This window comes from Streptomyces sp. NPDC001604 (assembly GCF_042893475.1).
In the GTDB taxonomy this organism is placed as follows: domain Bacteria; phylum Actinomycetota; class Actinomycetes; order Streptomycetales; family Streptomycetaceae; genus Streptomyces.
This window is the reverse complement of the sequence record NZ_JBIAUY010000003.1, coordinates 89881-111551: the sequence shown is the minus strand read 5'-3', so window position 1 is coordinate 111551 and position 21671 is coordinate 89881. Positions and strand designations below refer to the sequence as shown.

At 71.3% G+C, this 21671-nt stretch carries 23 protein-coding genes and 2 pseudogenes; 19 read left to right on the top strand and 6 right to left on the bottom strand.

Annotated features, from left to right (window positions below; translation table 11 throughout):
- Positions 1 to 25 precede the first annotated feature (25 nt).
- The 7 genes from ACFY1E_RS10070 to ACFY1E_RS10040 all read left to right on the top strand — a co-directional run bounded on the left by ACFY1E_RS10070 (position 26) and on the right by ACFY1E_RS10040 (position 7819).
- Positions 26 to 1630, top strand: a complete 1605-nt coding sequence (locus ACFY1E_RS10070) for an FAD-dependent oxidoreductase (RefSeq protein WP_389074874.1) — start codon at positions 26 to 28, stop codon at positions 1628 to 1630.
- Positions 1631 to 1755: 125 nt separating this feature from the next.
- Positions 1756 to 2478 carry a Type 1 glutamine amidotransferase-like domain-containing protein gene (locus ACFY1E_RS10065; protein WP_389073579.1) on the top strand — a complete coding sequence of 241 codons (723 nt, stop codon included), beginning with the start codon at positions 1756 to 1758 and terminating at the stop codon, positions 2476 to 2478.
- Between the two features lie 108 nt (positions 2479 to 2586).
- A complete protein-coding gene (locus tag ACFY1E_RS10060; RefSeq protein ID WP_389073577.1) occupies positions 2587 to 3828 on the top strand; it encodes an acyl-CoA dehydrogenase family protein in 1242 nt (413 codons plus the stop codon).
- 132 nt (positions 3829 to 3960) lie between these two features.
- Complete coding sequence (locus ACFY1E_RS10055; protein WP_030926690.1) at positions 3961 to 4362, top strand: SseB family protein; 402 nt, start codon at positions 3961 to 3963, stop codon at positions 4360 to 4362.
- Between the two features lie 367 nt (positions 4363 to 4729).
- On the top strand, positions 4730 to 5164 hold the full coding sequence (locus ACFY1E_RS10050) for a VOC family protein (protein WP_389073574.1): 435 nt from the start codon (positions 4730 to 4732) through the stop codon (positions 5162 to 5164).
- Between the two features lie 414 nt (positions 5165 to 5578).
- Positions 5579 to 6703 carry a hypothetical protein gene (locus ACFY1E_RS10045; protein WP_389073572.1) on the top strand — a complete coding sequence of 375 codons (1125 nt, stop codon included), beginning with the start codon at positions 5579 to 5581 and terminating at the stop codon, positions 6701 to 6703.
- A gap of 36 nt (positions 6704 to 6739) precedes the next feature.
- Positions 6740 to 7819: a hypothetical protein gene (locus tag ACFY1E_RS10040; RefSeq protein ID WP_389073570.1), complete on the top strand. Its 1080-nt coding sequence runs from the start codon at positions 6740 to 6742 to the stop codon at positions 7817 to 7819.
- Here ACFY1E_RS10040 and ACFY1E_RS10035 read toward each other — a convergent pair.
- Entirely contained in the window at positions 7816 to 8730 is a 915-nt protein-coding gene (locus tag ACFY1E_RS10035) for an oxidoreductase (RefSeq protein ID WP_389073568.1), read from the bottom strand. The genes ACFY1E_RS10040 and ACFY1E_RS10035 overlap by 4 nt on opposite strands.
- Positions 8731 to 8830: 100 nt before the next feature.
- Between ACFY1E_RS10035 and ACFY1E_RS10030 the strand changes: the two genes are divergently transcribed.
- Both ACFY1E_RS10030 and ACFY1E_RS10025 read left to right on the top strand, forming a co-directional pair.
- The gene (locus ACFY1E_RS10030) at positions 8831 to 9430 is read left to right on the top strand and encodes a TetR/AcrR family transcriptional regulator (protein ID WP_389073566.1); all 600 of its coding nucleotides are present in this window, start codon (positions 8831 to 8833) and stop codon (positions 9428 to 9430) included.
- A 156-nt stretch (positions 9431 to 9586) separates the two neighbouring features.
- Complete coding sequence (locus ACFY1E_RS10025; RefSeq protein WP_389073564.1) at positions 9587 to 10567, top strand: Ig-like domain-containing protein; 981 nt, start codon at positions 9587 to 9589, stop codon at positions 10565 to 10567.
- Positions 10568 to 10589: 22 nt separating this feature from the next.
- Here ACFY1E_RS10025 and ACFY1E_RS10020 read toward each other — a convergent pair whose 3' ends face one another.
- From ACFY1E_RS10020 to ACFY1E_RS10010, 3 genes and pseudogenes are all read right to left on the bottom strand, one after another.
- Positions 10590 to 11003, bottom strand: a complete 414-nt coding sequence (locus ACFY1E_RS10020) for a MarR family winged helix-turn-helix transcriptional regulator (RefSeq protein ID WP_389073561.1) — start codon at positions 11001 to 11003, stop codon at positions 10590 to 10592.
- A 73-nt stretch (positions 11004 to 11076) separates the two neighbouring features.
- Complete coding sequence (locus tag ACFY1E_RS10015; RefSeq protein ID WP_030926708.1) at positions 11077 to 11427, bottom strand: VOC family protein; 351 nt, start codon at positions 11425 to 11427, stop codon at positions 11077 to 11079.
- Positions 11428 to 11591: 164 nt separating this feature from the next.
- Positions 11592 to 11837 (bottom strand): annotated as a pseudogene (locus ACFY1E_RS10010) (substrate-binding domain-containing protein); the annotation flags it as partial.
- Between ACFY1E_RS10010 and ACFY1E_RS10005 the strand changes: the two are divergent.
- A pseudogene (locus ACFY1E_RS10005) lies at positions 11829 to 12102 on the top strand (glycosyl hydrolase 53 family protein); the annotation flags it as partial. The pseudogenes ACFY1E_RS10010 and ACFY1E_RS10005 overlap by 9 nt on opposite strands.
- 59 nt (positions 12103 to 12161) lie before the next feature.
- Here ACFY1E_RS10005 and ACFY1E_RS10000 read toward each other — a convergent pair.
- Positions 12162 to 13004 carry a ribonuclease BN gene (locus ACFY1E_RS10000; protein WP_389073559.1) on the bottom strand — a complete coding sequence of 281 codons (843 nt, stop codon included), beginning with the start codon at positions 13002 to 13004 and terminating at the stop codon, positions 12162 to 12164.
- Between the two features lie 154 nt (positions 13005 to 13158).
- On the opposite strand from ACFY1E_RS10000, the gene ACFY1E_RS09995 reads away from it, so the two are divergent.
- The 6 genes from ACFY1E_RS09995 to ACFY1E_RS09970 all read left to right on the top strand — a co-directional run bounded on the left by ACFY1E_RS09995 (position 13159) and on the right by ACFY1E_RS09970 (position 17244).
- Positions 13159 to 14121 carry an SMP-30/gluconolactonase/LRE family protein gene (locus ACFY1E_RS09995; RefSeq protein ID WP_389074871.1) on the top strand — a complete coding sequence of 321 codons (963 nt, stop codon included), beginning with the start codon at positions 13159 to 13161 and terminating at the stop codon, positions 14119 to 14121.
- Positions 14122 to 14290: 169 nt separating this feature from the next.
- On the top strand, positions 14291 to 14752 hold the full coding sequence (crcB, locus tag ACFY1E_RS09990; RefSeq protein ID WP_389073557.1) for a fluoride efflux transporter CrcB: 462 nt from the start codon (positions 14291 to 14293) through the stop codon (positions 14750 to 14752).
- Positions 14749 to 15129, top strand: coding sequence for a DUF190 domain-containing protein (locus tag ACFY1E_RS09985; RefSeq protein ID WP_389073554.1), 381 nt, complete (start codon positions 14749 to 14751; stop codon positions 15127 to 15129). The genes crcB (ACFY1E_RS09990) and ACFY1E_RS09985 overlap by 4 nt, the downstream gene beginning before the upstream one ends.
- Complete coding sequence (crcB, locus tag ACFY1E_RS09980; protein WP_389073552.1) at positions 15126 to 15500, top strand: fluoride efflux transporter CrcB; 375 nt, start codon at positions 15126 to 15128, stop codon at positions 15498 to 15500. Before ACFY1E_RS09985 ends, crcB (ACFY1E_RS09980) begins: the two co-directional genes overlap by 4 nt.
- Positions 15501 to 15573: 73 nt before the next feature.
- Positions 15574 to 16410, top strand: coding sequence for an undecaprenyl-diphosphate phosphatase (locus ACFY1E_RS09975; RefSeq protein ID WP_389073549.1), 837 nt, complete (start codon positions 15574 to 15576; stop codon positions 16408 to 16410).
- A 177-nt stretch (positions 16411 to 16587) separates the two neighbouring features.
- Positions 16588 to 17244, top strand: coding sequence for a TOPRIM nucleotidyl transferase/hydrolase domain-containing protein (locus ACFY1E_RS09970; protein WP_389073547.1), 657 nt, complete (start codon positions 16588 to 16590; stop codon positions 17242 to 17244).
- A gap of 135 nt (positions 17245 to 17379) precedes the next feature.
- Here ACFY1E_RS09970 and ACFY1E_RS09965 read toward each other — a convergent pair whose 3' ends face one another.
- On the bottom strand, positions 17380 to 18069 hold the full coding sequence (locus tag ACFY1E_RS09965; protein WP_389073545.1) for a GAF and ANTAR domain-containing protein: 690 nt from the start codon (positions 18067 to 18069) through the stop codon (positions 17380 to 17382).
- A gap of 157 nt (positions 18070 to 18226) precedes the next feature.
- Here ACFY1E_RS09965 and ACFY1E_RS09960 point away from each other — a divergent pair, with 157 nt between their 5' ends.
- The 3 genes from ACFY1E_RS09960 to ACFY1E_RS09950 are packed head-to-tail and all read left to right on the top strand — an operon-like array spanning position 18227 to position 21396.
- On the top strand, positions 18227 to 18904 hold the full coding sequence (locus tag ACFY1E_RS09960) for a FadR/GntR family transcriptional regulator (protein ID WP_389074869.1): 678 nt from the start codon (positions 18227 to 18229) through the stop codon (positions 18902 to 18904).
- Positions 18901 to 20337, top strand: coding sequence for an amino acid permease (locus ACFY1E_RS09955; RefSeq protein WP_389073543.1), 1437 nt, complete (start codon positions 18901 to 18903; stop codon positions 20335 to 20337). The genes ACFY1E_RS09960 and ACFY1E_RS09955 overlap by 4 nt, the downstream gene beginning before the upstream one ends.
- Positions 20338 to 20379: 42 nt before the next feature.
- Entirely contained in the window at positions 20380 to 21396 is a 1017-nt protein-coding gene (locus ACFY1E_RS09950; protein WP_389073541.1) for an asparaginase, read from the top strand.
- The last annotated feature ends 275 nt before the right edge of the window (positions 21397 to 21671 follow it).

Sequence of the window (21671 nt, the reverse complement as noted above, 5' to 3'; positions counted from 1 at the left end):
CGTACATAGAACAGCGTTCGTGATGATGAATGTGAAGCAGGACATGGACGTGACCGTGGTGGGAGCCGGGCCGGTGGGCCTCGTGCTCGCCGCGGAGCTGGCGCTCTCCGGAGCGAGGGTGCAGGTGCTCGAGCGACTGGCCGAGCCGGACGAGGGGATGAAGGCGGGGGCGATCAACGTGCCGACGGCCGAGGCACTCGATCGCCGGGGGCTGTTGCACGCCGCCGAACAGGTGCAGCGGGAGATCCTCGAGCGGCTGGGATCGTTCACCCGGGCGGACGGCGCCCAGCACCCCGGTGGCGGCCGGCGAGCGCGCGAGGCGCGGTTCACCGGGCATTTCGCGGGGATGGTCCTCGACGCCGACCTCGTGGACTGGTCCGATCCCGACCTCGCCGCACACACCGCGGTCGACGGAGCGAGGATGGTGCCGCAGCGTGAGCTGGAGGCCCTGCTGGCCGACCATGTCGCCCGGCTCGGCGTGCCGGTGCGACGCGGGGTGGAGGTCACTGCGCTCGAGGACACCGGCGAGAGCGTGCTCGTCGGCACCACCGCCGGCACCGTGCGCACCGGATGGCTGGTCGGGTGCGACGGCGGGCGCAGCACAGTGCGCCGCCTCGCCGGCATCGACTTCCCCGGCACCGACCCCGAACTCACCGGACACCTGGCGGTCGTCGACATCGCCGATCCGGAGCAGCTCGCGGACGGATGGGTGTGGTCCGCCCAGGGGGCCTACCGCTACGGACCGCAGCCCGGGCGGGTGGTCACCGTGGAGTTCGACAGCGCTGCGGCCGACCGCCCCCACGCCCGGCCTCTCCCGCGCGGGGCGCGGACCCCCGCGCAGCCGGTCACCCTTGAAGGGCTGCAGACCAGTCTGCGCCGTGTCTCGGGCACCGACGTCACGCTGACCGCGCTGCGCGGCACCGCGACCCGCTGGAGCGACAACGCCCGCCAGGCCGCGGCCTACCGGGCGGGGCGGGTGCTGCTGGCCGGCGACGCCGCGCACGTGCACGCGCCGTTCGGCGGGCAGGGACTCAACCTCGGGTTCGGCGACGCGATGAACCTCGGCTGGAAGCTGGGCGCCGTGGTCGCCGGATGGGCACCCGACGGGCTGCTCGACACCTACGACGCCGAGCGCCGCCCGCTCGGCGCCTGGGTGCTGGACTGGGCGCGGGCCCAGATCGGCGTGCTGCGCGGAGACCCCAAGTCGGCCGCGCTGCGCACGGTCGTCGCCGACCTGCTGAACACTCCCGCCGGGACGACCCATGCCGTCAAGAAGATCTCCGGCGTCACCCAGCGCATCGACCTGCCCGGCGGCCATCCGCTGGTCGGACGGTACGTGCCCGATCTGTGGCTCGCGGACGGTTCCCGGCTGGTCGACCACGGTCACGGCGGGGGGTTCCTGCTGCTCGACCGCACTGCGGACGGCGCGTTCGCCCGCCTCGCCGCGGACTGGGCCGGGCGAGTGCGCAGCGTGAGCGACGAACACGCCACGCCGACCGGGGTGTTGGTACGCCCGGACGGTGTGGTCGCCTGGGCCTGCGACAACGCCGACCCCACCGGCCTGGAAGCCGCCCTGCACCGGTGGGCCGGAGAGCCCTCGCCCTCATCCGAGCACCGGCCACCGAGCTGACCTGCTGCCCGGCGCCGCTCATCGGCCGGTCCCGGTCCCGGTCGCTCGGTGGCGATATGCGATTGCGCACCCGACGCAGGACACGACAAGGTGTCCGGACACCCCACCCGTCAGGAGGCGCTCTCGTGGCCGTCCCTCCCGTGCGACAGCATCGACTGGCCCTCCTCGGCGGCGGCTTCAGCCTCGACGACGACGGCCTGCTCGACGACTGGCTGCTGCGCCACGCCCGCACGGCCCGGCCCCGGGTGTGCTTCGTACCCACCGCCAGCGGGGACGCCCCCGCGTACATCGAACGCTTCTACGACGTCTTCCGGTCACGCCACACCGGTGAGCCGACCGTACTGCCCTTGTTCCGGCGGGAGTTGGACGACGAAGCCCTGCGGGCGTTCGTGCTGGCGCAGGACGTCGTGTACGTGGGTGGCGGCAACACCGCGAACATGCTGGCGGTGTGGCGCACGCACGGCGTGGACCGGCTGCTGCGCGAGGCCTACGACCGGGGCACCCTGCTGTGCGGCATCAGCGCCGGCGCCAACTGCTGGGCCGAGGGCTCGCACACCGACTCCTTCGGCCCCCTCACCTTCCTGCCGGAGGGCCTTGGCCTGCTGCCCGGCTCGGTCTGCCCGCACTACGACAGCGAGCCGGGCCGCCGCCCCTCGTACCGTGCGGCGGTCGCCGACGGCTCGCTGCCCGCCGGATGGGCGCTGGACGACGGGGTGGGCGCGCTGTTCGTGGACGGGCAGCTGACGGAGACGGTGACGCGGGCGGCGGGCGCCCAGGTGTACCGGGTGGAGCCGGACGGGCGGGGCGGCGCCGAGGAGCGGGCGCTGCCGTGCCGTCTGCTCGGCTGAGTCCCGGGCGACGTTGGCCTTATCCGGTCGGTACCCACAGGGCACTTGCCGTGTTCAATCACCTCTGTCGCGTGACGTGACCGACGGCCCCACCCGTCAGGAGGCACCGTGCTCGCCGCTCCCGAACCCGACCTCACCGAAGACGACATCATCGAGCGCGCCGTCGCGCTCAGGCCCGTCCTGCTCGAACGTCAGCCGGAGACCGAGCGGTTGACCCACTACCCCAAGGACACCCACGACGACTTCCTCCAGGCCGGCTTCTACCGGATGCTCCAGCCGCGGCGCTACGGCGGCTACGAGTTCGGCCTGCCGGTCTTCTACCGTGTGGTCACCGAGATCGCCCGCGGCTGCCCCTCCACCGGATGGGCACTCTCGCTGACCGCCGCCCATGTGCTCCAGGTCGCCTCCCTCTTCGACGAGCGGGCGCAGGACGAGATCTTCGGTGCCGACGGAGACTTCCGGGCCGCCTCCACCGCCGTACCCGTCGGGGTCGCACAGCCCGACGGCGACGGCCACGTGGTCCTGGACGGCACCTGGCCGTACTCCTCCGGCGCTCCCTACTCCACGCACTACGTCGGCCAGACCCTGCGCGCCCCGGCCGCACCGGGCGAGGCACCGGGACCGCCCGTGCTGTTCGTCGCGCCGCGCTCGGTGTGGACGATGCTCGACGACTGGCACGGCGTGCTCGGCCTGCGCGGCAGCGGCTCCAACAGCATCCACATGGAGCAGGCCCGCATCCCGGCGTACCTCACCCGCGAGGCCTTCCTGCTCGACCTGCCGGTCGAGGGCGGCAGCGTCGGCTCGGAACTGCACGGCAACCCGATGTACGCCGGGCGGGCACCGAGCTTCTTCCACGGCGAGCTGGCCGCCATCATGATCGGCACCGCGTACGCCGCCGCGGACGAGTACGCCCGGATCGTCGCCGCCCGCCCCCTCACCCTGGAACCCGAGCGCACCCGTGCCGACCTGCACGACTACCAGCGCCACCTCGGCGAGGCGCTCGGCATCATCGACATGGCCGAGGCGGCGCTGCGGCAGACCGCGCAGGACTGGATGGAGACCTGCCGACGCAACGTCACCGGCGAGGCACCCTTCACCGTCGTCGAGGACAACCGGCTCGCGCTGATGTTCCTGAACGCCGGGCGCGCGGCCTGGGACGTGCTGCAGGGCATCCTCTTCCGCACGGCCGGCTCCCGGCACGCCCGCGACGGCGAGCGGATGCAGCGCTACTTCCGGGACGCGGCCACGTACTGGACGCACGTGGGAGCGAGCATGGCCGAGCCCCTGACCCGCCGGGTCGGCTGCGACCGCCTCGGGCTGCCCTCGCAGGACATTCCGCTGATTCCCTGAGGCAACCACCCTGGTGAATTCCCGGGGAACGGATGAATGGGCTGGTCGGGATCGGGTACGCGAGCAGGACCGTGCCGGGGGCCGATCTTGTCCCGGGCGGGCCGTACGACCGCCGCTACCAGGGGATCTGCCATGGAGATACCTGCCAACGACCACACCACCACACCTGCCCGGCAGGCGCTGGACGCGCTGGCCGTGAACACCGAGGACACGGCGGCGCTGGACACGCTCGCCGGCAGTGAGGTGCTCGTTCCCGTGCCCGACGACGCAAGCCAGGAGGATGCAGTCGATCCGAGCGCGGTGGCGCTGCCGGTCCTGGAGCAGCCGGGCGGCGACCCGGTGGTGCCCGTGTTCACCTCGGAGGGGGAGATGGCCGGGCTGCTGCCGTTCGTCTCCCGCTACCGTCTGGTGCCGCTCGGTGCTCTGGCCTCGCAGTGGCCCGCCGACGATCTGTCGCTCACCATCGACGCCGGGTCCGAGCACCCGCTGACCCTCACCTCCGAGGGCGTACGCACGCTGCTGGTCCGGCCCTGAGGGTCGGCGAGTGAGACGGGGGAAGGCGCCGGGCCCGGGAGATGAACGGCGCCGTCCCCGCTCATGCCCGGGCGCCCGCACCGTGCCAGACGATACGACCGCTGCGGCCGCCGCGCCGCTCCCGGACGCGCGGCGACTGCCCGCAGAACACGGCGGATCGTGGCATTTCATCGAGCCTGTCTCCTTGAGCGGCAAGCGTTCCTGGAGCACCACAGGCTCTTGCCCGGGTTGAGCATCCCCCCGCGGGTCGACACATCCTTGACCTTGAGCAGGTGGGCCCGTTCCCGACGGCCGAGGCCGCCTTCGCCGCCGTACGGGATCTGCTGCGTCAGGAGTGAGACGTGGGCGGCCGAAGTAACGTGATCGTATGGAACAGCGCATCACACTGATCACGCTGGGAGTGTCCGATCTCGCCCGCGCCAAGCGCTTCTACGAGGCGCTGGGCTGGCGGGGCCAGGAGGTCGAGGAGACCGTCTTCTTCCAGGCGGGCGGTCTGGGGCTGGTCCTGTGGAGCCGCGAGAAACTCGCCCGGGACTGCGGCCTGGAGCCCCGAGCCGCCGGGGGTTTCGGCGGGATCGCCCTCGCGCACAACGTCCGTTCGGAGGCGGAGGCCGACGCACTGCTCGCCGCCGTCGAGCGGGCCGGCGGAACCATCACCAAGCCTGCGGCCACCAACGCCATCGGCTTCTACTCCGGCGCCTTCGTCGACCCGGACGGCCACGCCTGGGAGATCGCCCACAACCCCGGTTTCCCGCTGGCCGAGGACGGGACGCTCACGCTTCCCGACTTCGGCGCCGAATAGGGCCCGGGGAACCGTCCCTTCACGTGTCCCGGCTCTCGGCGCGCGGCGGCCGCCCGCAGAGGGTGCGCGTCGCCGTCCTGGAGGGCGAGCACCGGCCCGTCTCGTACCGCGGCCTGAGCGACTGACCGTCGAGCGTCGGCCCCTGGTGGCGGCCCACCGCGAGAAGTACGGCTGCGTGCCCATGGTCTCCGCGGTGCTGCCTGCCCCTGTCCGGCCCCCGCCGACCCTCCGGTCCGCAGCCTCGGGACCTCATCACGCAGGAGGTGCCCGCGGCGGAGTGTCCGCCCCCTGGTGGCGGCCTGCCGCGAGAAGTACGGCTGCGTGCCCATGGTCTCCGCGGTGCTGACCCACCCGGTCCTCCGCCTCCGCGGCCGTAACTGATCACCACAGGCGGGAGCGGTCCACAATGGCCGCATGACGTGGATCTCCGGCGTGGTCGGCGGGCTGCTGCTGGCGGTCATGGCCGGGAGCGTGGTGCGAACCCTGGTGGTGCCGCGAGGGCTCTACTCGATGCTGGTGTACCGGCTGTGGTGGGTACTGCGCCGCCTGCTGCGGCTGGCCGCGCTACGCGGCGGCTACGGCGCCGTCGACCGCGCACAGACCTGGCTGGCCCCGCTGATCCTGATCGGCATGCTCGCGACCTGGCTCGGCGGAGCGCTGGCCGGCTTCGGGCTGCTGCTGCACGCCGTGTCCGGGCTGTCCTGGGGCAGTTCCTTCCGGGAGGCGGGTTCCAGCCTGCTCACCCTCGGCTTCGCCAGCGGCGCCCGGCTGCGGCTGTCCGCGCTCGACTTCGTCGCCGCTGCCACAGGACCGGTCCTGATCGCCCTGCAGATCGCCTACCTGCCCACGCTCTACGCCGCCTACAACCGACGCGAGCTGGAGGTGACCCTGCTGCAGTCCCGGGCCGGCGAGCCCGCCTGGGGCCCGGAGATCCTTGCCAGGCAGTGGCTGGTCGACACCGAGACCGCGCTGCCGGAGCTGTACCGGTCCTGGGAGCGGCTGGCCTCCGACATAGGCGAGAGCCACTCCACGTACCCCGTCCTGATGGCGTTCCGCTCGCCCCGGCCCTACCGACACTGGCTGGTGGGCCTGGTCGCCGTGATGGACGCAGCGGCCATACAACTGGCGCTCACCCCGCGCACCGCCCCGCCGGAGGCCCGCCTGGTGCTGCGGGCCGGCTTCACCGCGCTGCGCGACATCGCCCGCGTCCAGCGCTTCCCCTTCGACCCCGATCCCGCTCCGGACGCCGCCCTGCATCTCACCTACGTCGAGTTCGAGGCCGCCGTCGCGATGCTGGAGACGGCAGGCTTCCACGCCGAACGCAGCGTCGCCGACGCCTGGCCGCACTTCCAGGGCTGGCGCGTCAACTACGAGGCGATCGCCTACGAGATGTGCCGCCGCTGCGACGCGGTACCCGCCCTGTGGACGGGGCCGCGCGCCTTCGCGTCGACGCCGATCCCGCCCCGCAGACCGGCGGATCGCAGGCCCCGCCAGGACCGGCCGGGGGAGCCGGACCCGGCCGCGGGAAGCGGTCCCTGATCACGGCCCGCCCGGGGTGCTTGCTGGCGTGCGGCCGTGCCCACAGAGATCACCCGGCTCGTCGACGACCTCGTCGCCCAGATGAGGTCCCGCTCCGGCCCCGGATACCGCGAGGCCATGCGCCGGCTCGGCGAGGCCGCCCGCGCCGGCGGTCCCGAGAGCGCGACCGCGGTGATCGAGGCCCTTGCCCCGTGGCTGCGCGGCCTGCAGGGCGACTACGCCATGACGGCCGTGCTGGCGGGGGCGTGCGTGGAGTGGGGCGGCTCGCCCATGGCCCTGGTCGACGTACTGCCGCAACGGGCCTCGGAAGCCATGATGCTCAACGCGGCGGTGCCGGAGTTCTGGGCCAGGGCGACCCGGTGGAGGCCGCTGCCGGAGCCGGTGAGCGCGAGCTGCGACCGGATGGTGAAGACCCTCGGCAAGCCGGCCCGGCGGGACGTCGACGAAGGGTTCCTGACCCGGATGGCCATGTCGTGGTTCGATATGGAGGACTGGCTCAAGGCGCTGACCACACTCCTCGCCCGCGGCCCTTTCCGCACGGCCGTCGCCGCCCCGGTCAAGACCGAACTGCGCGAGCGCGCCGCCGTGGTCGCCGACCGTTCACAACGCGCCGCCTGGGTCGGGCAGTTGGCCGCGGTCCTCGACGACGAGCCGCTGCTCGTCCTGGACCCGCGTACCCGCAGGGGATACGCCCTGACGATGGGCGGCATCGGGGACAACTTGCAGCTGCACACCCTCCTCGCCGACCGGTTGATCGGCGATCCCGGGCAGGGGTTGGTCGCGGGCGAGCGCCCCGCACCCTCATGGGTCGAGGCGGCCACCGACGGCGATCCGAACCTGGGAAGGAGCGATCCCGCGATACGCCGCTTCCGCCTCTTCGACGGGCACGGCGGCTATGTGTACCCCGAGGGCGTTCCGGCCGACATCGAACCGCTCGACGGCACCCGCGTGCTCGTCCTGCATCCGCCCAACGGCACCTTCGGCATGGGACTCGGCCGGGTCTTCGAGCACATGACGCCCACGCTGGAACTGGACCGCGTACTCGAACCGGCGCAGACGCAGGTCTGGTTCGACCGGGTGGCACCCGCCGTCGAGAACGACCTGATGGCGGGCTAGGCCGGGATCGAGGCCGGCTGCGGGAAGGTCACCCCGGTGAGCTCCTCGGAGACCGTCCACAGTCGGCGGGCGGTCGCCGGGTCGCTGGCCGCCGGTGAGCGGCCGACCAGGGTCGGGGCGCCGCGCATCTCACCGAGGCCGTCGGGGCCGACGTAACTCGCACCGGGCAGGTCCTGTACGGCGGCGTACAGCGTGGGCAGCGCGCCGGCCCTGCTGTCCTGGGCCATGAAGCGGTTGCCGACCCGCATGAGGGCGCGTCGCAGGGCGCTGCCGTCATGGCTCTGGAGGTTCGTTGCGGCATAGCCGGGGTGGGCGGCCAGGGCGCGTACGGGCGAGCCCGACTCGGCGAGGCGGCGCTGCAGTTCGAGGGTGAAGAGCAGGTTGGCCAGCTTGGACTGGCTGTACGCCTTCATGGGTGCGTACTCGCCGGTGAGGTTGAGGTTGTCGAAGTGGATCCGCGGGCTGCCCGGCATCTTGTGCGCACCGGACGACACCGTCACCACCCGGTCGGTGATGTGCGGCAGCAGCAGGTTCGTCAGGGCGAAGTGCCCCAGGTGGTTGGTGCCGAACTGCATCTCGAAGCCGTCCTGGGTGGCCGCCTCCGGGATGTTCATGACACCGGCGTTGTTGATGAGCAGATCGAGGCCGCCCTGCCAGCCGGCGGCGAACTCGCGCACCGAGGTGAGATCGGCGAGATCGAGCCGGCGCACCTCCACGCTCCCTCGCACACCCGCGGCGGCGGCCTCGCCGCGCTTGACGTCCCGTACCGCGAGCACCACATGTGCACCGGCACCGGCCAGCGCCTCGACGGTGGCGATGCCGAGCCCGCTGTTGGCGCCGGTCACGACGGCGGTGCGGCCGGTCTGGTCGGGGATGTCGGTCACGTTCCACTTGCTGGGTGAAGTAGTCATGACCGCCAATGTAGGCGGCGCCAACAATGCTGTCAATGACAACAATGGTGACGGCGACAACAATGTAGGCGGCACAAACATGACCGATACACTGACGCCCATGCACACCCGCAACCGCCGCTATCACCACGGAGACCTCCGCGCCGCCCTGCTGACCCGTGCCGAGGACACGCTCCGCGAGAAGGGGCCGACCGCGCTGTCCCTGCGCGAACTCGCCCGCGACCTCGGCGTCAGCCATGCCGCGCCGAGCCGCCACTTCAAGGACAAGCAGGCGCTGCTGGACGCGCTCGCGCTGACCGGGTTCGAGCGCCTGACCGCCGTCCTCGCGGCCTCGCAGGACGGCGTCGGAGAGGCATTCGCGAAGCGGCTCGACGCGATGGTGCGGGCGTATGTGGGTTTCGCCCGGGACAACGCCGAGCTGCTCGACCTCATGTACTCGATCAAGCACGATCCGGAGGCTTCCGAGGGGCTGCGCGCGGCCGAGCAGCGCTGGTCGGACCTGGTCGTGCGGCTGATCGGCGAGGGGCAGGCCCAGGGCGAGGTGCGGGAGGGCCCGATGGAGCGCGTCGGCCTTCCGGTGTTCGCGGCCCTGCACGGCTACGCCGACCTCGCGGTGACCGGCATGCTGCCCCCCGAGGTGGACGAGCACGGGCTGGACGACGTGATCGCGTTCATGCTGCGAGGGTCCGCGCCTGAGTGACTGCGAGGCTCGCGCCTGAGTGACTGCGAGGTTCCGCGCCGGCGTGACATGGATCACTAAAGATCTGCCCGTCTGATGCAACTGCCACCCGTGTCGTAACTGTCTGACAGGGAAGCAGGCCCCTCGGGGCCGAGGAGCGAGAGAGCGGGGCAGTTCGTGGGACGGCGCAAGGGCATAGGGATCGCACTCGTCACGGTCGCGGTGCTGGCGGGTACGAGTGCCTGCGGTGGAGCCGGCAGCAGCAAGGCGAGCGCGGACGACGGAAAGGCGGGCAAGGCGAGCGCGAGTGCCTCGCCGTCACCGACGAAGCCCGCGGGGCCGCCGATGCTGCTGGACACGATCACACCGCAGACGGGAACCACGGTCGGTGTGGCCATGCCGATCTCGGTGATCTTCACCAACCCGGTGGCGGCCAAGGCGCGGGCCACCGTCGAGAAGCACATGAAGGTGAGTGCCTCGCAGCCGGTGGCCGGTGCCTGGCACTGGATGGGCGACCGGCGCGCCGACTGGCGGCCGAAGACGTACTGGCCCTCCGGCACCAAGGTGAAGATCGACGCCGACCTGAAGGGCGTCAGCAACGGCAACGGGCGCTACGGCGTGCACGGTTACACGCACACCTTCACCATCGGCGACGACGTGCGCGCGGATGTCTCGGTGACCGGCCACACCATGAAGGTGACCCGCAACGGCAAGCTGGTGCGCACCCTGTCGATCAATGCGGGCAGCGCCCAGTACCCGACGTGGGACGGCACGATGGCCGTCATCGACAAGCAGGAGAAGGTCCACATGACCTCCTGCAGCGTCGGCATCAGCTGTGACAAGAGCAGCCCGAACTTCTACGACCTGACGCTGCCCTGGGACGTCCACCTGACCCAGTCCGGCACCTACGTGCACTACTCGACCGGCGACCCCAACCCGGGCAGCGGCAGCGCCCGGGGCTCGCACGGCTGCGTCCATCTGTCCATGTCGGACGCCAAGTGGTTCTACGGCCAGGTCAAGCAGGGCGACCCGGTCACCGTCACGGGCTCGCCCCGTGGCAAGGCCTCGGCCGACAACGGCTACGCAGCGTTCAACCTGAGCTGGTCCGAGTGGCTCGCAGGCAGCGCGGCCGGGGAGCAGACGACCGCACAGCTGTGACGGCTAGGGCTCGACACGAGCCCTAGGAAGAACCGTGGGTCGCGGCCCGGCCGCCCAGCAGCCGGGCCAGCACCTCACGTTGCAGTGGGAGCACCTCGGTGTGCAGGTCGCGGCCCTTGTCCGTGAGGGCGACATACACCCCGCGCCGGTCCTCCGTGCATACGGAACGCTCCACCAGGCCGTCCTTCTCCAGTCGGCCGATGAGCCGGGACAGCGCGCTCTGGCTGAGATGGACCCGTCCTGCGAGGTTCTGCACCCGGCACTGGTCGCCCTCGCCGGGCGCCTCGGACGCGAGGATGTCGAGCACCTCGAAATCGCTCGCGCCCAGGCCGTGCGGGTGCAGGGCCCGGTCGATCTCGCACATCGTGCGGGCATGCACGCAGAGGATGTCGCGCCATCGCTCCTCGAGCCGGGACTCGGCCGTATTCACTGCCATACCTGCACGGTAACACCGAATCAGCCGTTAGTTGACTGTGCAATGAATGCGGGTGCATGGAGCTTGGCGCTGGTCAGGCAGGCGGGTCCTGGAGCAGTCCGACCAGATTGCCGTCGGCGTCCTTCAGTGAGGCGATCAGCCGGCCGTTGCCGACGTCCTGAACGTCCTGCACCACCTCCGCACCCGCGTCCACCAAGGCGGCGAGCCGGCCCCGGATGTCGTCGACGTGCCAGTACGGCACCGGGCCGGTGAGGCCCTTCGCGTGTCCGTTGGGGTCGAGGCCGACGTCCTGTCCGGCGTCCTTGAAGCCGACGTAGTACGGCGCATCCGCGTACGGCTCGACCTGCAGCAGGGCGCTGAACAGGGCCTTCGCCCGGGCGATGTCCTTGACGGGGTAGATGATCGTCTTGAGGCCGGCGGTCATGGCGTGCTCCTCCGCAGTGGTGGGCCGACGGATTTCGTCGGTGAACTCACGCTAGGGCGGGGGAGGGGGAAACGGCTTCTTCGATCCTGACCGGTTGCCGGGCCGGCCGGGGCCGAGGACGCGCCGGCGGCCGTGCCGCCGGCCGGCGTGCCCCCACGGAGTCCTTACGTCGAGTCCCGCTTCACCAGCTCCGTCGGCAGAATGACCGCCGCCGGGTCCTCGCCGCCGATCTGTGCCAGCAGCACCCGTGCCATCTCGGAGGAGATGCGGTCGTAGGGCTGGCGGATCGTGGTGAGGGCGGGGGTGGCCTCCGTCGCCGCGACGGAGTCGTCGAAGCCGCCCACGGAGACGTCTGGCACCCGGCGGCCCGCCCGGCGCAGCGCCGTCAGGGCGCCCTGTGCAACCAGATCGACACCACCGGAGAGCTGGTTACCGGCTACCCGGCCACCGAGGCAGGCCAGCTGGCCTGGATGAACGCCGTCGCGAACATCGTGGAGGCCGTCCCGGGCAGCAAGGGCCTCGGCGTCTTCTACTGGGAGGCGACCTGGACCGCGGTCACCGGCAAAGGCTGGGACCCGACCGACTCCACCTCCGGCAACGGCTGGGAGAACCAGGCCCTCTTCGACTACGACAAACAAGGCCACCTCGGCCGCCAGCTGGTTCAGCCACCGCTGAACCTGTGTGGAGGGGCCCGGTCGCAGGGGAGCGGCCGGGCCCTCGCCCATGTTCCCGGGCTAGGAGCGCAGAGCCGAGGGCCCCTGCCCGCGGTCCGTCGGCGCCCTCGCCGTCCGGCCCGGCGGGTCCGGCGGCTTGTCGAGGTGTCCGAGCCACTCGCAGATGAGCCGTCCCAGGAGCGCTCCGCCGTAGACGACGAACCCCACACCGACCAGCCAGGACTCCACCACCAGGACCGTGCCGACCGGGCCGTAGCTGATCGCGTTGGTGACCAGGAGCGGGGTGAAGACCAGATAGGAGAAGCCGCGCAGGCCCACCAGGCCCGCCATCGTGGCGAGCGCACCGGGCAGCAGATAGCGCCAGGGCACCTGGCGGTTGAGCAGGAAGTGCGGTCCCCACCAGAAGAACAGGAGGCCGACCCCCATGCTGAGCAGGATGCGGGGCGGGCCCTCCAGCACGGTCCGGGTCTGTACCTGCGCGTAGAGGTACGCCATCAGCATGATCAGCCAGATCGCGTGCCGCCAGAGGTGGTGCCAAGGAGCGGCGGCCGTTTTCCAGATCCGTTCGTAGCCGTTCTGCACGCTGGAGGCGAAGGACATGCCGAAAAACGCGAGCAGCGCGAGGCTCAGCGCACTGGTGGTGCTGATCACCTTGCGGCTCGGGCCGAAGACATGCGCGAGCGCGTCGGCGGACCGGCCGTTCAGAGCCATGCCGTCCACCAGCCACCCCGCGAAGCCGCCGTGTCCCAGCGGGTCCGCCGCGGCCACCACGATCAGCAGCGGCGCCAGGGTGACCAGGGCCAGCGTCGCGAACCCCATGGCCCGGTGCATCAACTCAAGCTCGTTGCCGCGCCTGTGCAGCTCGGCAAGCCCCAGCCGGTGCCAGGCTGCCAGCCGTGACATGGGGACCACCCCTTCCTCCGGCCGGGGCTACCGGTGGTGGTGTCCTGAGTGGCCAGGAACGCATCCCGGTAAACCTGATCGGGTGACGCGGCACCCGATGGGCATCCCTACACATGCCAGCATGAACTGTCCCGACCTCGACACGGAGGTTTTCATGGACCGTCCCAGTGAACTCGTCCCGCTGCGGTACGTCGCCATCGGCGGCCGCGGCCCCGAGGACGTCGTCGCCGACGCCCACGGCCGGGTGCTGACCGGAGTGGAGGACGGCCGCATCCTGCGCATCGACGGACTGGCGCGGCCGTCGGCCGCCCGCGTCGAGGTGCTCGCCGAAACCGGCGGCCGGCCGCTCGGCCTCGAACTTCTCCCGGACGACGCCCTGTTGGTGTGTGACGCCGAACTCGGACTGCTGCGCGTCGACCTCCGTGAGGGCATCGTACGGATCCTCGCCGACTCGGTGGCGGGGGAGAGGCTGCGGTTCTGCAGCAATGCGGTCGCCCTGTCCGACGGCAGTGTCTGCTTCACCGTCTCCAGCCGCCGCTACCCGCTGGACCAGTGGATCGGCGACATCGTCGAACACACCGGAACCGGCCGTCTGCTGCGCCTCGCTCCGGGCAGCGAGAGCCCAGAAGTGCTGCTGGAAGGGCTCCAGTTCGCCAACGGGCTGGCGCTGAGCGCTGATGAATCGTTCCTGGTCGTCGCCGAGACCGGGGCGCGCAGGCTGACCCGCTACTGGCTCACCGGTGCCAAGAGCGGACAGAGTGAACCGTTCGTGGACAACCTCCCCGGCATGCCCGACAACCTCTGGCGGGCCGGCCCGGACGGCCCGGTCTGGGTCTCCCTGGCCGGACCCCGCGTCCCCCCGCTCGACCTCCTGCACCGCAGCGCCCCCGCCGTCCGCGGTGCCGCCGCCCGCATCGCCGTCCGCGCCCCCTACCGCCCCACCGGCACCATCGGCACCCTCGCGGTCGACGACCAGGGGACGATCGTCCACCACCTCGCCCGCCGGCACTCCGGCTACCGCATGGTCACCAGCGTGTGCGAGGCCGCCGGGCAGCTGGTCCTGGGCAGCCTGTGGGAGCGGGGCATCGCCGTGTGTGAGCGACCGGCCCCGAAGTGACCCGGGCCTCGGCCGGGCGCTACCCTGTTGCCCGGCCGCGAGCACCCTCGCGGCGCGGCGGTGGGGCCCGCCGTACCCGAACCGCGGCAGAGCTGCCGCCAACGGTCCCTACTTGCGAAGGAGCGGCGCCCGCATGCCCCGGGCCCCGGCGAGTAGGAGACGTACGACCATGACAGCCCCGGAAGCCGAGAGCGTCCGCGCCCGCCCCCACCCCCCGCGACCGCCCGCCTGGCGCGCCCAGGCCCCCGTCGTCGCGGTGGTCGCGCTCGGCGGAGCCATAGGGGCCACCGGCCGCTACGCCCTGTCCCTGTGGTGGCCGGCCCAGCCCGGCGGATTCCCCTGGGCGACCTTCTGGACCAACGTCGTCGGCTGCGCCGTGATCGGCGTGTTCATGGTCGTCATCACCGACGTATGGGCCGCCCACCGCCTGGTACGCCCCTTCTTCGGCACCGGCGTGCTCGGCGGGTTCACCACCTTCTCCACCTACGCCGTCGACATCCAGAAGCTGGTCGACGCCGGCCACCCGCGCACCGGGCTGGCCTACCTCGCCGCGACCCTGCTCGCGGCGCTCACGGCGGTGTGGCTCGCGGTCACCGCGGCCCGCCGCGTCCTGAAGTGGAGGCAGCCATGACGAGGCTGACCGGCAGCGCGCTGCGCGTGACCGTCTTCATCGGCGAGAACGACACCTGGCACCACAAGCCGCTCTACTCGGAGATCGTCCACCGGGCCCACGCGGCCGGGCTCGCCGGCGCCAGCGTCTTCCGCGGCATCGAGGGCTTCGGCGCCTCCTCCCTGATCCACACCTCGCGGCTGCTGTCGCTCAGCGAGGACCTGCCCGTCGCGGTCGTCATCGTCGACACCGAGGAGCGCGTCCGCGCCTTCCTGCCTCAGCTCGACGAGCTCGTCGACGAGGGCCTGGTCATCCTCGACGACTGCGAGGTCATCCGGTACGCCGGCCGCGAGGAGATCCCCGGCAAAACGGACATGAAGGGTAAGAGGTCGTTGTGAACTGGCTGTTGGTCGTCGTGGGCGCCACGGTCGGCGCCCCGCTGCGCTACCTCACCGACCGCGCGGTGCAGTCCCGCCACGACTCGGTCTTCCCCTGGGGTACCTTCGCGGTGAACGTCGCCGGCTGCCTGATCCTCGGTCTCCTCACCGGCGCGGTGGCCGAGGGGGCCGCCGGTCCCCATCTGCAGCTGCTCCTCGGCACCGGCCTGTGCGGGGCCCTGACGACGTACTCGACCTTCTCCTACGAGACCCTGCGGCTGACCGAGACCGGGGCGGGGCTCTACGCTGCCGCCAACGTCGTCGGGAGTGTGGCGGCGGGCCTCGGTGCGGCATTCGCCGGGGTGTCGATCGCCCAGGCCCTGTGGGGGTAGGCCACCGGCCCGACTCCCGCACGTAGTAAGACTGTCTACAGCACTGTCGACCAACTCCTCAGAACTGGATCCCATGAGCGTCATCAACGTCGGTCAGGCCGCCGTCCTCGGAGTCGTGGAAGGGCTGACCGAGTTCCTTCCCGTCTCCTCCACCGGACATCTGAAGATCACCGAAGGGCTCATGAGCATCCCGGTCGACGACAAGGCCGTCGTCGGCTTCTCGGCCGTCATCCAGGTCGGCGCGATCGCCGCCGTGCTCCTCTACTTCTTCAAGGACATCGTGCGGATCGTCTCCGCCTGGGGCCGTGGCCTGCGCAACAAGGAGGAGCGCTACCACCACGACTACAAGTTCGCCTGGTGGGTGATCTACGCGACCATCCCGATCGTGGTCGTGGGCCTGGCCGCCAAGCCGCTCATCGACGGCCCGCTCGCCTCGCTGTGGGTGGTCGCCGCCTCGCTGATCGTCGGCAGTGGCGTGATGTGGGCCGCGGACCAGATGGGCCGGCACAAGCGCGGTGAGGACGACACCACCTTCAAGGACGCGATGCTGGTCGGCTGCTCCCAGATCCTCGCCCTGCTCTTCCCTGGCTTTTCCCGCTCCGGCGCCACCATGTCCACGGCCCTGATCCTCGACCTGGACCGCGTCGCCGCCACCCGCCTCTCCTTCTTCCTCGGCATCCCGGCCCTGACCGGCGCCGGCCTGTACGAGCTCAAGGACGCCCTGGGCACGGGCGTGGGCGCCGCGCCGCTGGCCGTCGGCACCATCGTCTCCTTCGTGGTCGCCTACGCCTCCATCGCCTGGCTGCTGAAGTTCGTCGCCAAGCACTCCTTCAACGCCTTCGTCGTCTACCGGATCGTCGTCGGCGTGCTGCTGCTCGGTCTGCTCGGCACGGGTGGCCTCAGCAGCTGATCGCGGTCGCGGAGACGGGCGCCTCTCGGGAGCCGACCATCGTTGCGGACGAGCCCTTCGTGTCCGGCGATGCCGAGCAGGCGCCGTATCCGCCAGATTCCTGAGGCGTTGCCCCGGAAAACGCGCGTGCGCAAGGGATCTCCGCCGTGCCACGATGGCGCGGGGAAGCGAGGTCTCGTGGACGAGGTGGGGCGATTTCGCCGGGCGCTGGTCGCGTGGGCGGCCGGGGGAGCGGGGGCGAGCGCGGCCGCCGAGGCGGCGCGGCAGCTGGCCGGCGGCGGTGTGCGGACGATCGTGCTCGTCGAGGGAAGCAGTGATCAGGTGGCGCTCGAAGCGCTGGCCGCGCGCCACGGCCGCGACCTTGCTGCGCAGGGCGTTGCGGTGGTGCCGCTCGGAGGCGCGACGAACATCGGGCGTTTCCTGGACGTGTGCGGCCCTCCGGGGCTCGGCCTCCCGCTGGCCGGACTCTGCGACATCGGCGAGGAGCGGCACTTCCGGCGCCATCTGGAGCGGGTCGGGCTCGGGTCCGCTCTCACCCGCGCCGGGCTGGAGGCGCTCGGATTCCACCTGTGCGTCGCCGACCTGGAGGACGAGCTGATCCGCGCGCTCGGGCCGGAAGGCGTGCAGCAGGTGATCGAGGCCCAGGGCGAGACGCGCCCCTTCCGCACCTTCCAGGGGCAGCCGGCGCAGCGGGACCGGCCCGTGGAGCACCAGCTGCGGCGTTTCATGGGCACCCACAGCGGCCGCAAGGCGCTCTATGCGCAGGCGATGGTCGAGCACCTGGACCTCGCGCGCGTCCCCCGGCCGCTGGACCGGCTCCTTGCGCACGTGTGACAACAGCTCGGATGCGTGAGGGACGCCTGGCTGGGGACTTGGGGGTGAGGCCGGGTTGTGCGGCGTTCCCCTGGGGGGGCCGGCCCGGTCAGGCTCCTCTGGTTCAGACAACGAGCCGGGGGAGCCGCCGCGTGGTCAGGACACGGTGCCCTGCTCGCAGACCCGGCGGGCGACCTCGTGGAGTTTGATGTTGTTCTCCTGTGAGAAGCGCCGAAGGGTGTCGAAGGCCTGCTCCTCGGTGAGGTGGTGGGCGCCCATGAGGATGCCCCTGGCCTCGCCGATGGTGTGGCGGGTGGCGACGGCCCGTTCCATCTGGGCGTGCGTACGGGCGCTGGAGAAGGCGACCGCGGCGTGGGAGGCCAGCAGCCAGCCGGCCAGCTCGCTGGCCGCGGTGAAGGCGCCGGGCTCGCGGGAGTAGAGGTTCAGCGCACCGAGCTCCTCGTCCTCGGTGAACAGCAGGAAGCCCATCATGCTGCCCACGCCGAGGGTGCGTGCCTGCGGGGCATAGGCGGGCCAGCGCGGCTGCTCTCGGGTCAGGTCGGCGATCCGGAAGACCCGCTCGCCCTCCGCGGTGCGGGCTGCATCGAAGCACGGCCCTTCGGCCAGCCGTTCCTGCAACTGGTCGCTGTCGACGACCAGCTTCTCCGTCGGGGCCAGCGTCTCCACCGTCTTGCCGTGCAGCACCAGAATGCCCGCGGCGTCGCAGCCCTCCACCAGCTCGGTGGCCGAATGGGTGATCCGTTTCAGGGTGGCGTGGACCGAATCCTGGGCGAGGAGATCCCGGGCCATCGACGCCATCTGCTCCGCGAACCGACCCCAGTCCATACCGTCCTCCGCGTGTCGGCTCGTTCTCGTCAAGAAGCCGTCTACCCAGCTTCTCAGTCGCATCCCTTGACAGTTCCCGTACCTCACCTCCAGGATCGCTCCCGTGAACCTGTCAGACAGCAAGACAGCCAGTCAGGGTCCGCGGCGCATCAGCGCCATGGAAGCGGTCCTGGCACACCTGCGCTCGGCCATCGAGAACGGCGAGTACGCCGTGGGGGACAAGCTGCCCTCCGAGGCGGAGCTGTGCCGCACCCTCGAGGTCAGCCGGCCCGTGCTGCGCGAGGCTCTCAGGGCGCTGCAGACGATGGGCCTGACCGTCTCCAAGACGGGCAAGGGCACCTTCGTCGTCGCGAACACCGTCGAGGACCCCACCTTCGGCGACTACGCGGCCAGCGATCTGCTGGAGGTGCGCCGCCATGTGGAGATCCCGGTGGCGGGCTACGCGGCCGTGCGTCGCACGCCCGAGGACCTCGACCACCTGGCGCACCTGCTGGAGCGCATGGAGCAGGAGACCGACACCACCTCGTGGGTCGCCCTCGACACGCTGTTCCACCTCGCTGTCGCCCAGGCCGCCCAGAACCCGGTCTTCCGCCGGGTCATCGAGGAGATCCGCGACGCACTGGCGCGTCAGTCGGCCTTCCTCAATGAGCTGGGCGGACGCCGCGAGCAGTCCAACCGCGAGCACCGGGCGATCGTCGAGGCGCTGATGGACGGTTCCGAACTCGACGCGGTGGACGCCATGGCGCACCACCTCGACCGCGTCGAGACGACCCTCACCGACATCGTGCGCCCCGCGCGCACGGACATCCCCACGGAAGGCGGACCCGAGGCGTGAGCGAGCACCTCAAAGAAGAGACGCGCACACCGGCCGCACATGTCGACGCAGGCGATGCGGGCTACAGCAAGTCGCTGAAGTCCCGGCACGTCAACATGATCGCCATCGGCGGCGCGATCGGCACCGGTCTCTTCCTCGGCGCGGGCGGCCGCCTCGCCGACGCCGGCCCGTCCCTGTTCATCGCGTACGCGGTCTGCGGCATCTTCGCCTTCCTGGTGGTGCGCGCCCTCGGCGAACTCGTCCTGTACCGGCCCTCGTCCGGCGCCTTCGTCTCCTACGCCCGGGAGTTCCTGGGCGAGAAGGGTGCCTACACCGCGGGCTGGATGTACTTCCTGAACTGGGCGACCACCGGTATCGCCGACATCACCGCGGTGGCCACCTACACGCACTACTGGGGCATGTTCTCCGACATCCCCCAATGGTTGATCGCATTGATCGCCCTTGCGGTCGTCCTGACGGTCAACCTGATCTCGGTCAAGATCTTCGGTGAGCTGGAGTTCTGGTTCGCCATCGTCAAGGTCAGCGCGCTCGTCGTCTTCATGTGCATCGGCATCTTCCTGCTGGTCACCCAGCACCCCGTCGACGGCTCCCACCCCGGACCGGCCCTGATCACCGACAACGGCGGCGTCTTCCCCAACGGCCTGCTGCCCATGCTGCTGATCATCCAGGGCGTCGTCTTCGCCTACGCCTCCGTCGAGCTGGTGGGCGTCGCCGCGGGGGAGACCCAGAACCCCGAGAAGATCATGCCGAAGGCGATCAACTCGATCATGTGGCGCGTCGGTCTCTTCTACGTCGGCTCGGTCGTCCTGCTCTCGATGCTGCTCCCCTGGAACAAGTACAGCGCCGCCGAGAGCCCCTTCGTGACCGTGCTCTCCAACATCGGCATCCCGGCGGCCGGCGGTGTGATGAACCTCGTCGTCCTCACCGCGGCCATGTCCTCGCTCAACTCCGGTCTGTACTCCACCGGCCGCATCCTGCGCTCCATGGCGATGTCCGGTTCCGCACCCAAGTTCACCTCGGTGATGAGCCGCAGCCAGGTCCCGTACGGCGGCATCCTGCTCACCAGCGGTATCTGTGTGCTGGGCGTCGGCCTCAACTTCGTGGTCCCGGCGGACGCCTTCGAGATCGTCCTGAACTTCGCGGCGATCGGCATCCTCTCCACCTGGGGCATGATCATGGTCTGTCACCTCCGCTTCTGGAAGAAGACCCAGAAGGGCGAGCTGACCCGCCCCGGCTACCGACTGCCGGGCTCCCCGTGGACCGAAATCGTGACGCTGGCCTTCCTCGCCTCCGTCCTGGTCCTCATGTACGCCGACGGAGGCGCCGGCCGCACCACCGTGCTGTGCCTGCCGCTGATCGTCGGAGCGCTCGTCGCAGGCTGGTACGCCATCCGCGGCCGCATGCAGCGCACCTCAGCCAAGGCCGACGCGTGACCCGGCGCCGGCTCCAGACAACCCAGAAGTGAACAGGCAGTGATGTACAGCAGCTCTCACACGGACGCCCCCGCGATCCGCGAACCCCTCCACGCGCCCGTCGCACACGTCGTCCGCGGCGGAGTGACCGAGGGCGTCCACTACGGCTCCGTGGTCGTCCTGGGGGCGGACGGTGAGGTCGAGTTCCAGCTCGGCGACATCGAGGCCGCCTTCTACCCGCGCTCCTCGCTCAAGCCCGTCCAGGCCGCCGCCATGGTGCGGGCCGGGCTGCCCCTGGAGGGAGAGCTGCTCTCGCTCGCCGCCGCCAGCCACTCCGGCGAGGAACGCCACCTCGCCGGGGCCCGGCGGATCCTGGAGCTGGCGGGCCTCACGGAGGACGACCTGCGCAACGTCAAGGACATGCCGTACGACCCGGCGGTCCGCGACACCTGGATACGCGAGGGCCGCGAGCCCTCCCGGCTGGCCCAGAACTGCTCCGGCAAGCACGCGGCCATGCTGTACACCTGCAAGCTCAACGGCTGGTCCCTCGACGGCTACCTCGACCCGCAGCACCCGCTCCAGCAGGTGATCGCCGAGATCGTCGAGGACCTCACCGGGCAGCGGATCGCCCGGGTCACCGTCGACGGCTGCGGTGCCCCCCTCTTCTCCATCTCCCTGCACGGCCTCGCCCGGGCCGCCGCCCGCATCACCACGGCGGCCGAGGGCACTCCGGAGGCCCGGGTCGCGGACGCCATGCGTGAGCACGCCGAGATGGCATCCGGCGCGGGCCGTGATGTCGCCGCCCTGATGCGGGCCGTCCCCGGGCTTCTCGCCAAGGACGGTTTCGAGGGCGTGGAGGTCGCCGCCCTGCCCGACGGCCGGGCGGTCGCCGTCAAGATCTCCGACGGTGCGAACCGGGCCCGGATCCCCGTCACCGCCGCCGCCCTCGCCAGGGCCGGCGTCGACCCCGCCCTCCTCACCCGCTTCGCGGGCGAACCCCTCCTCGGCGGAGGCGAACCGGTCGGCGAGATCCGCCCGGTCCGCGCCCTGGAACCCCTCACGGTCCGGGCCTGCGCCTGAGATCCGGTCTCACGTCCCCGCCCGGGCGCGCCGTGCCCGGCACACACGCCTGAAGGCTCCCCCGCTCTCGACTTCGCGCGAGCGGGAACCGGCCGCCCCGCGCTGAGCCGACCGGGGAGGTGACACAGGCCCCGACGGCTCCGGTGGCCACCGAGTGTGCGCGGTGGCCACCGGCGGAGCACCGGATCCGGTCGTGGGACGGCCGGATCCACGCGGCCGGCATGCCACCGGCCGGCCCCCGAACCACCGGCCCCGTCACCACCGGGCCGGTGCCT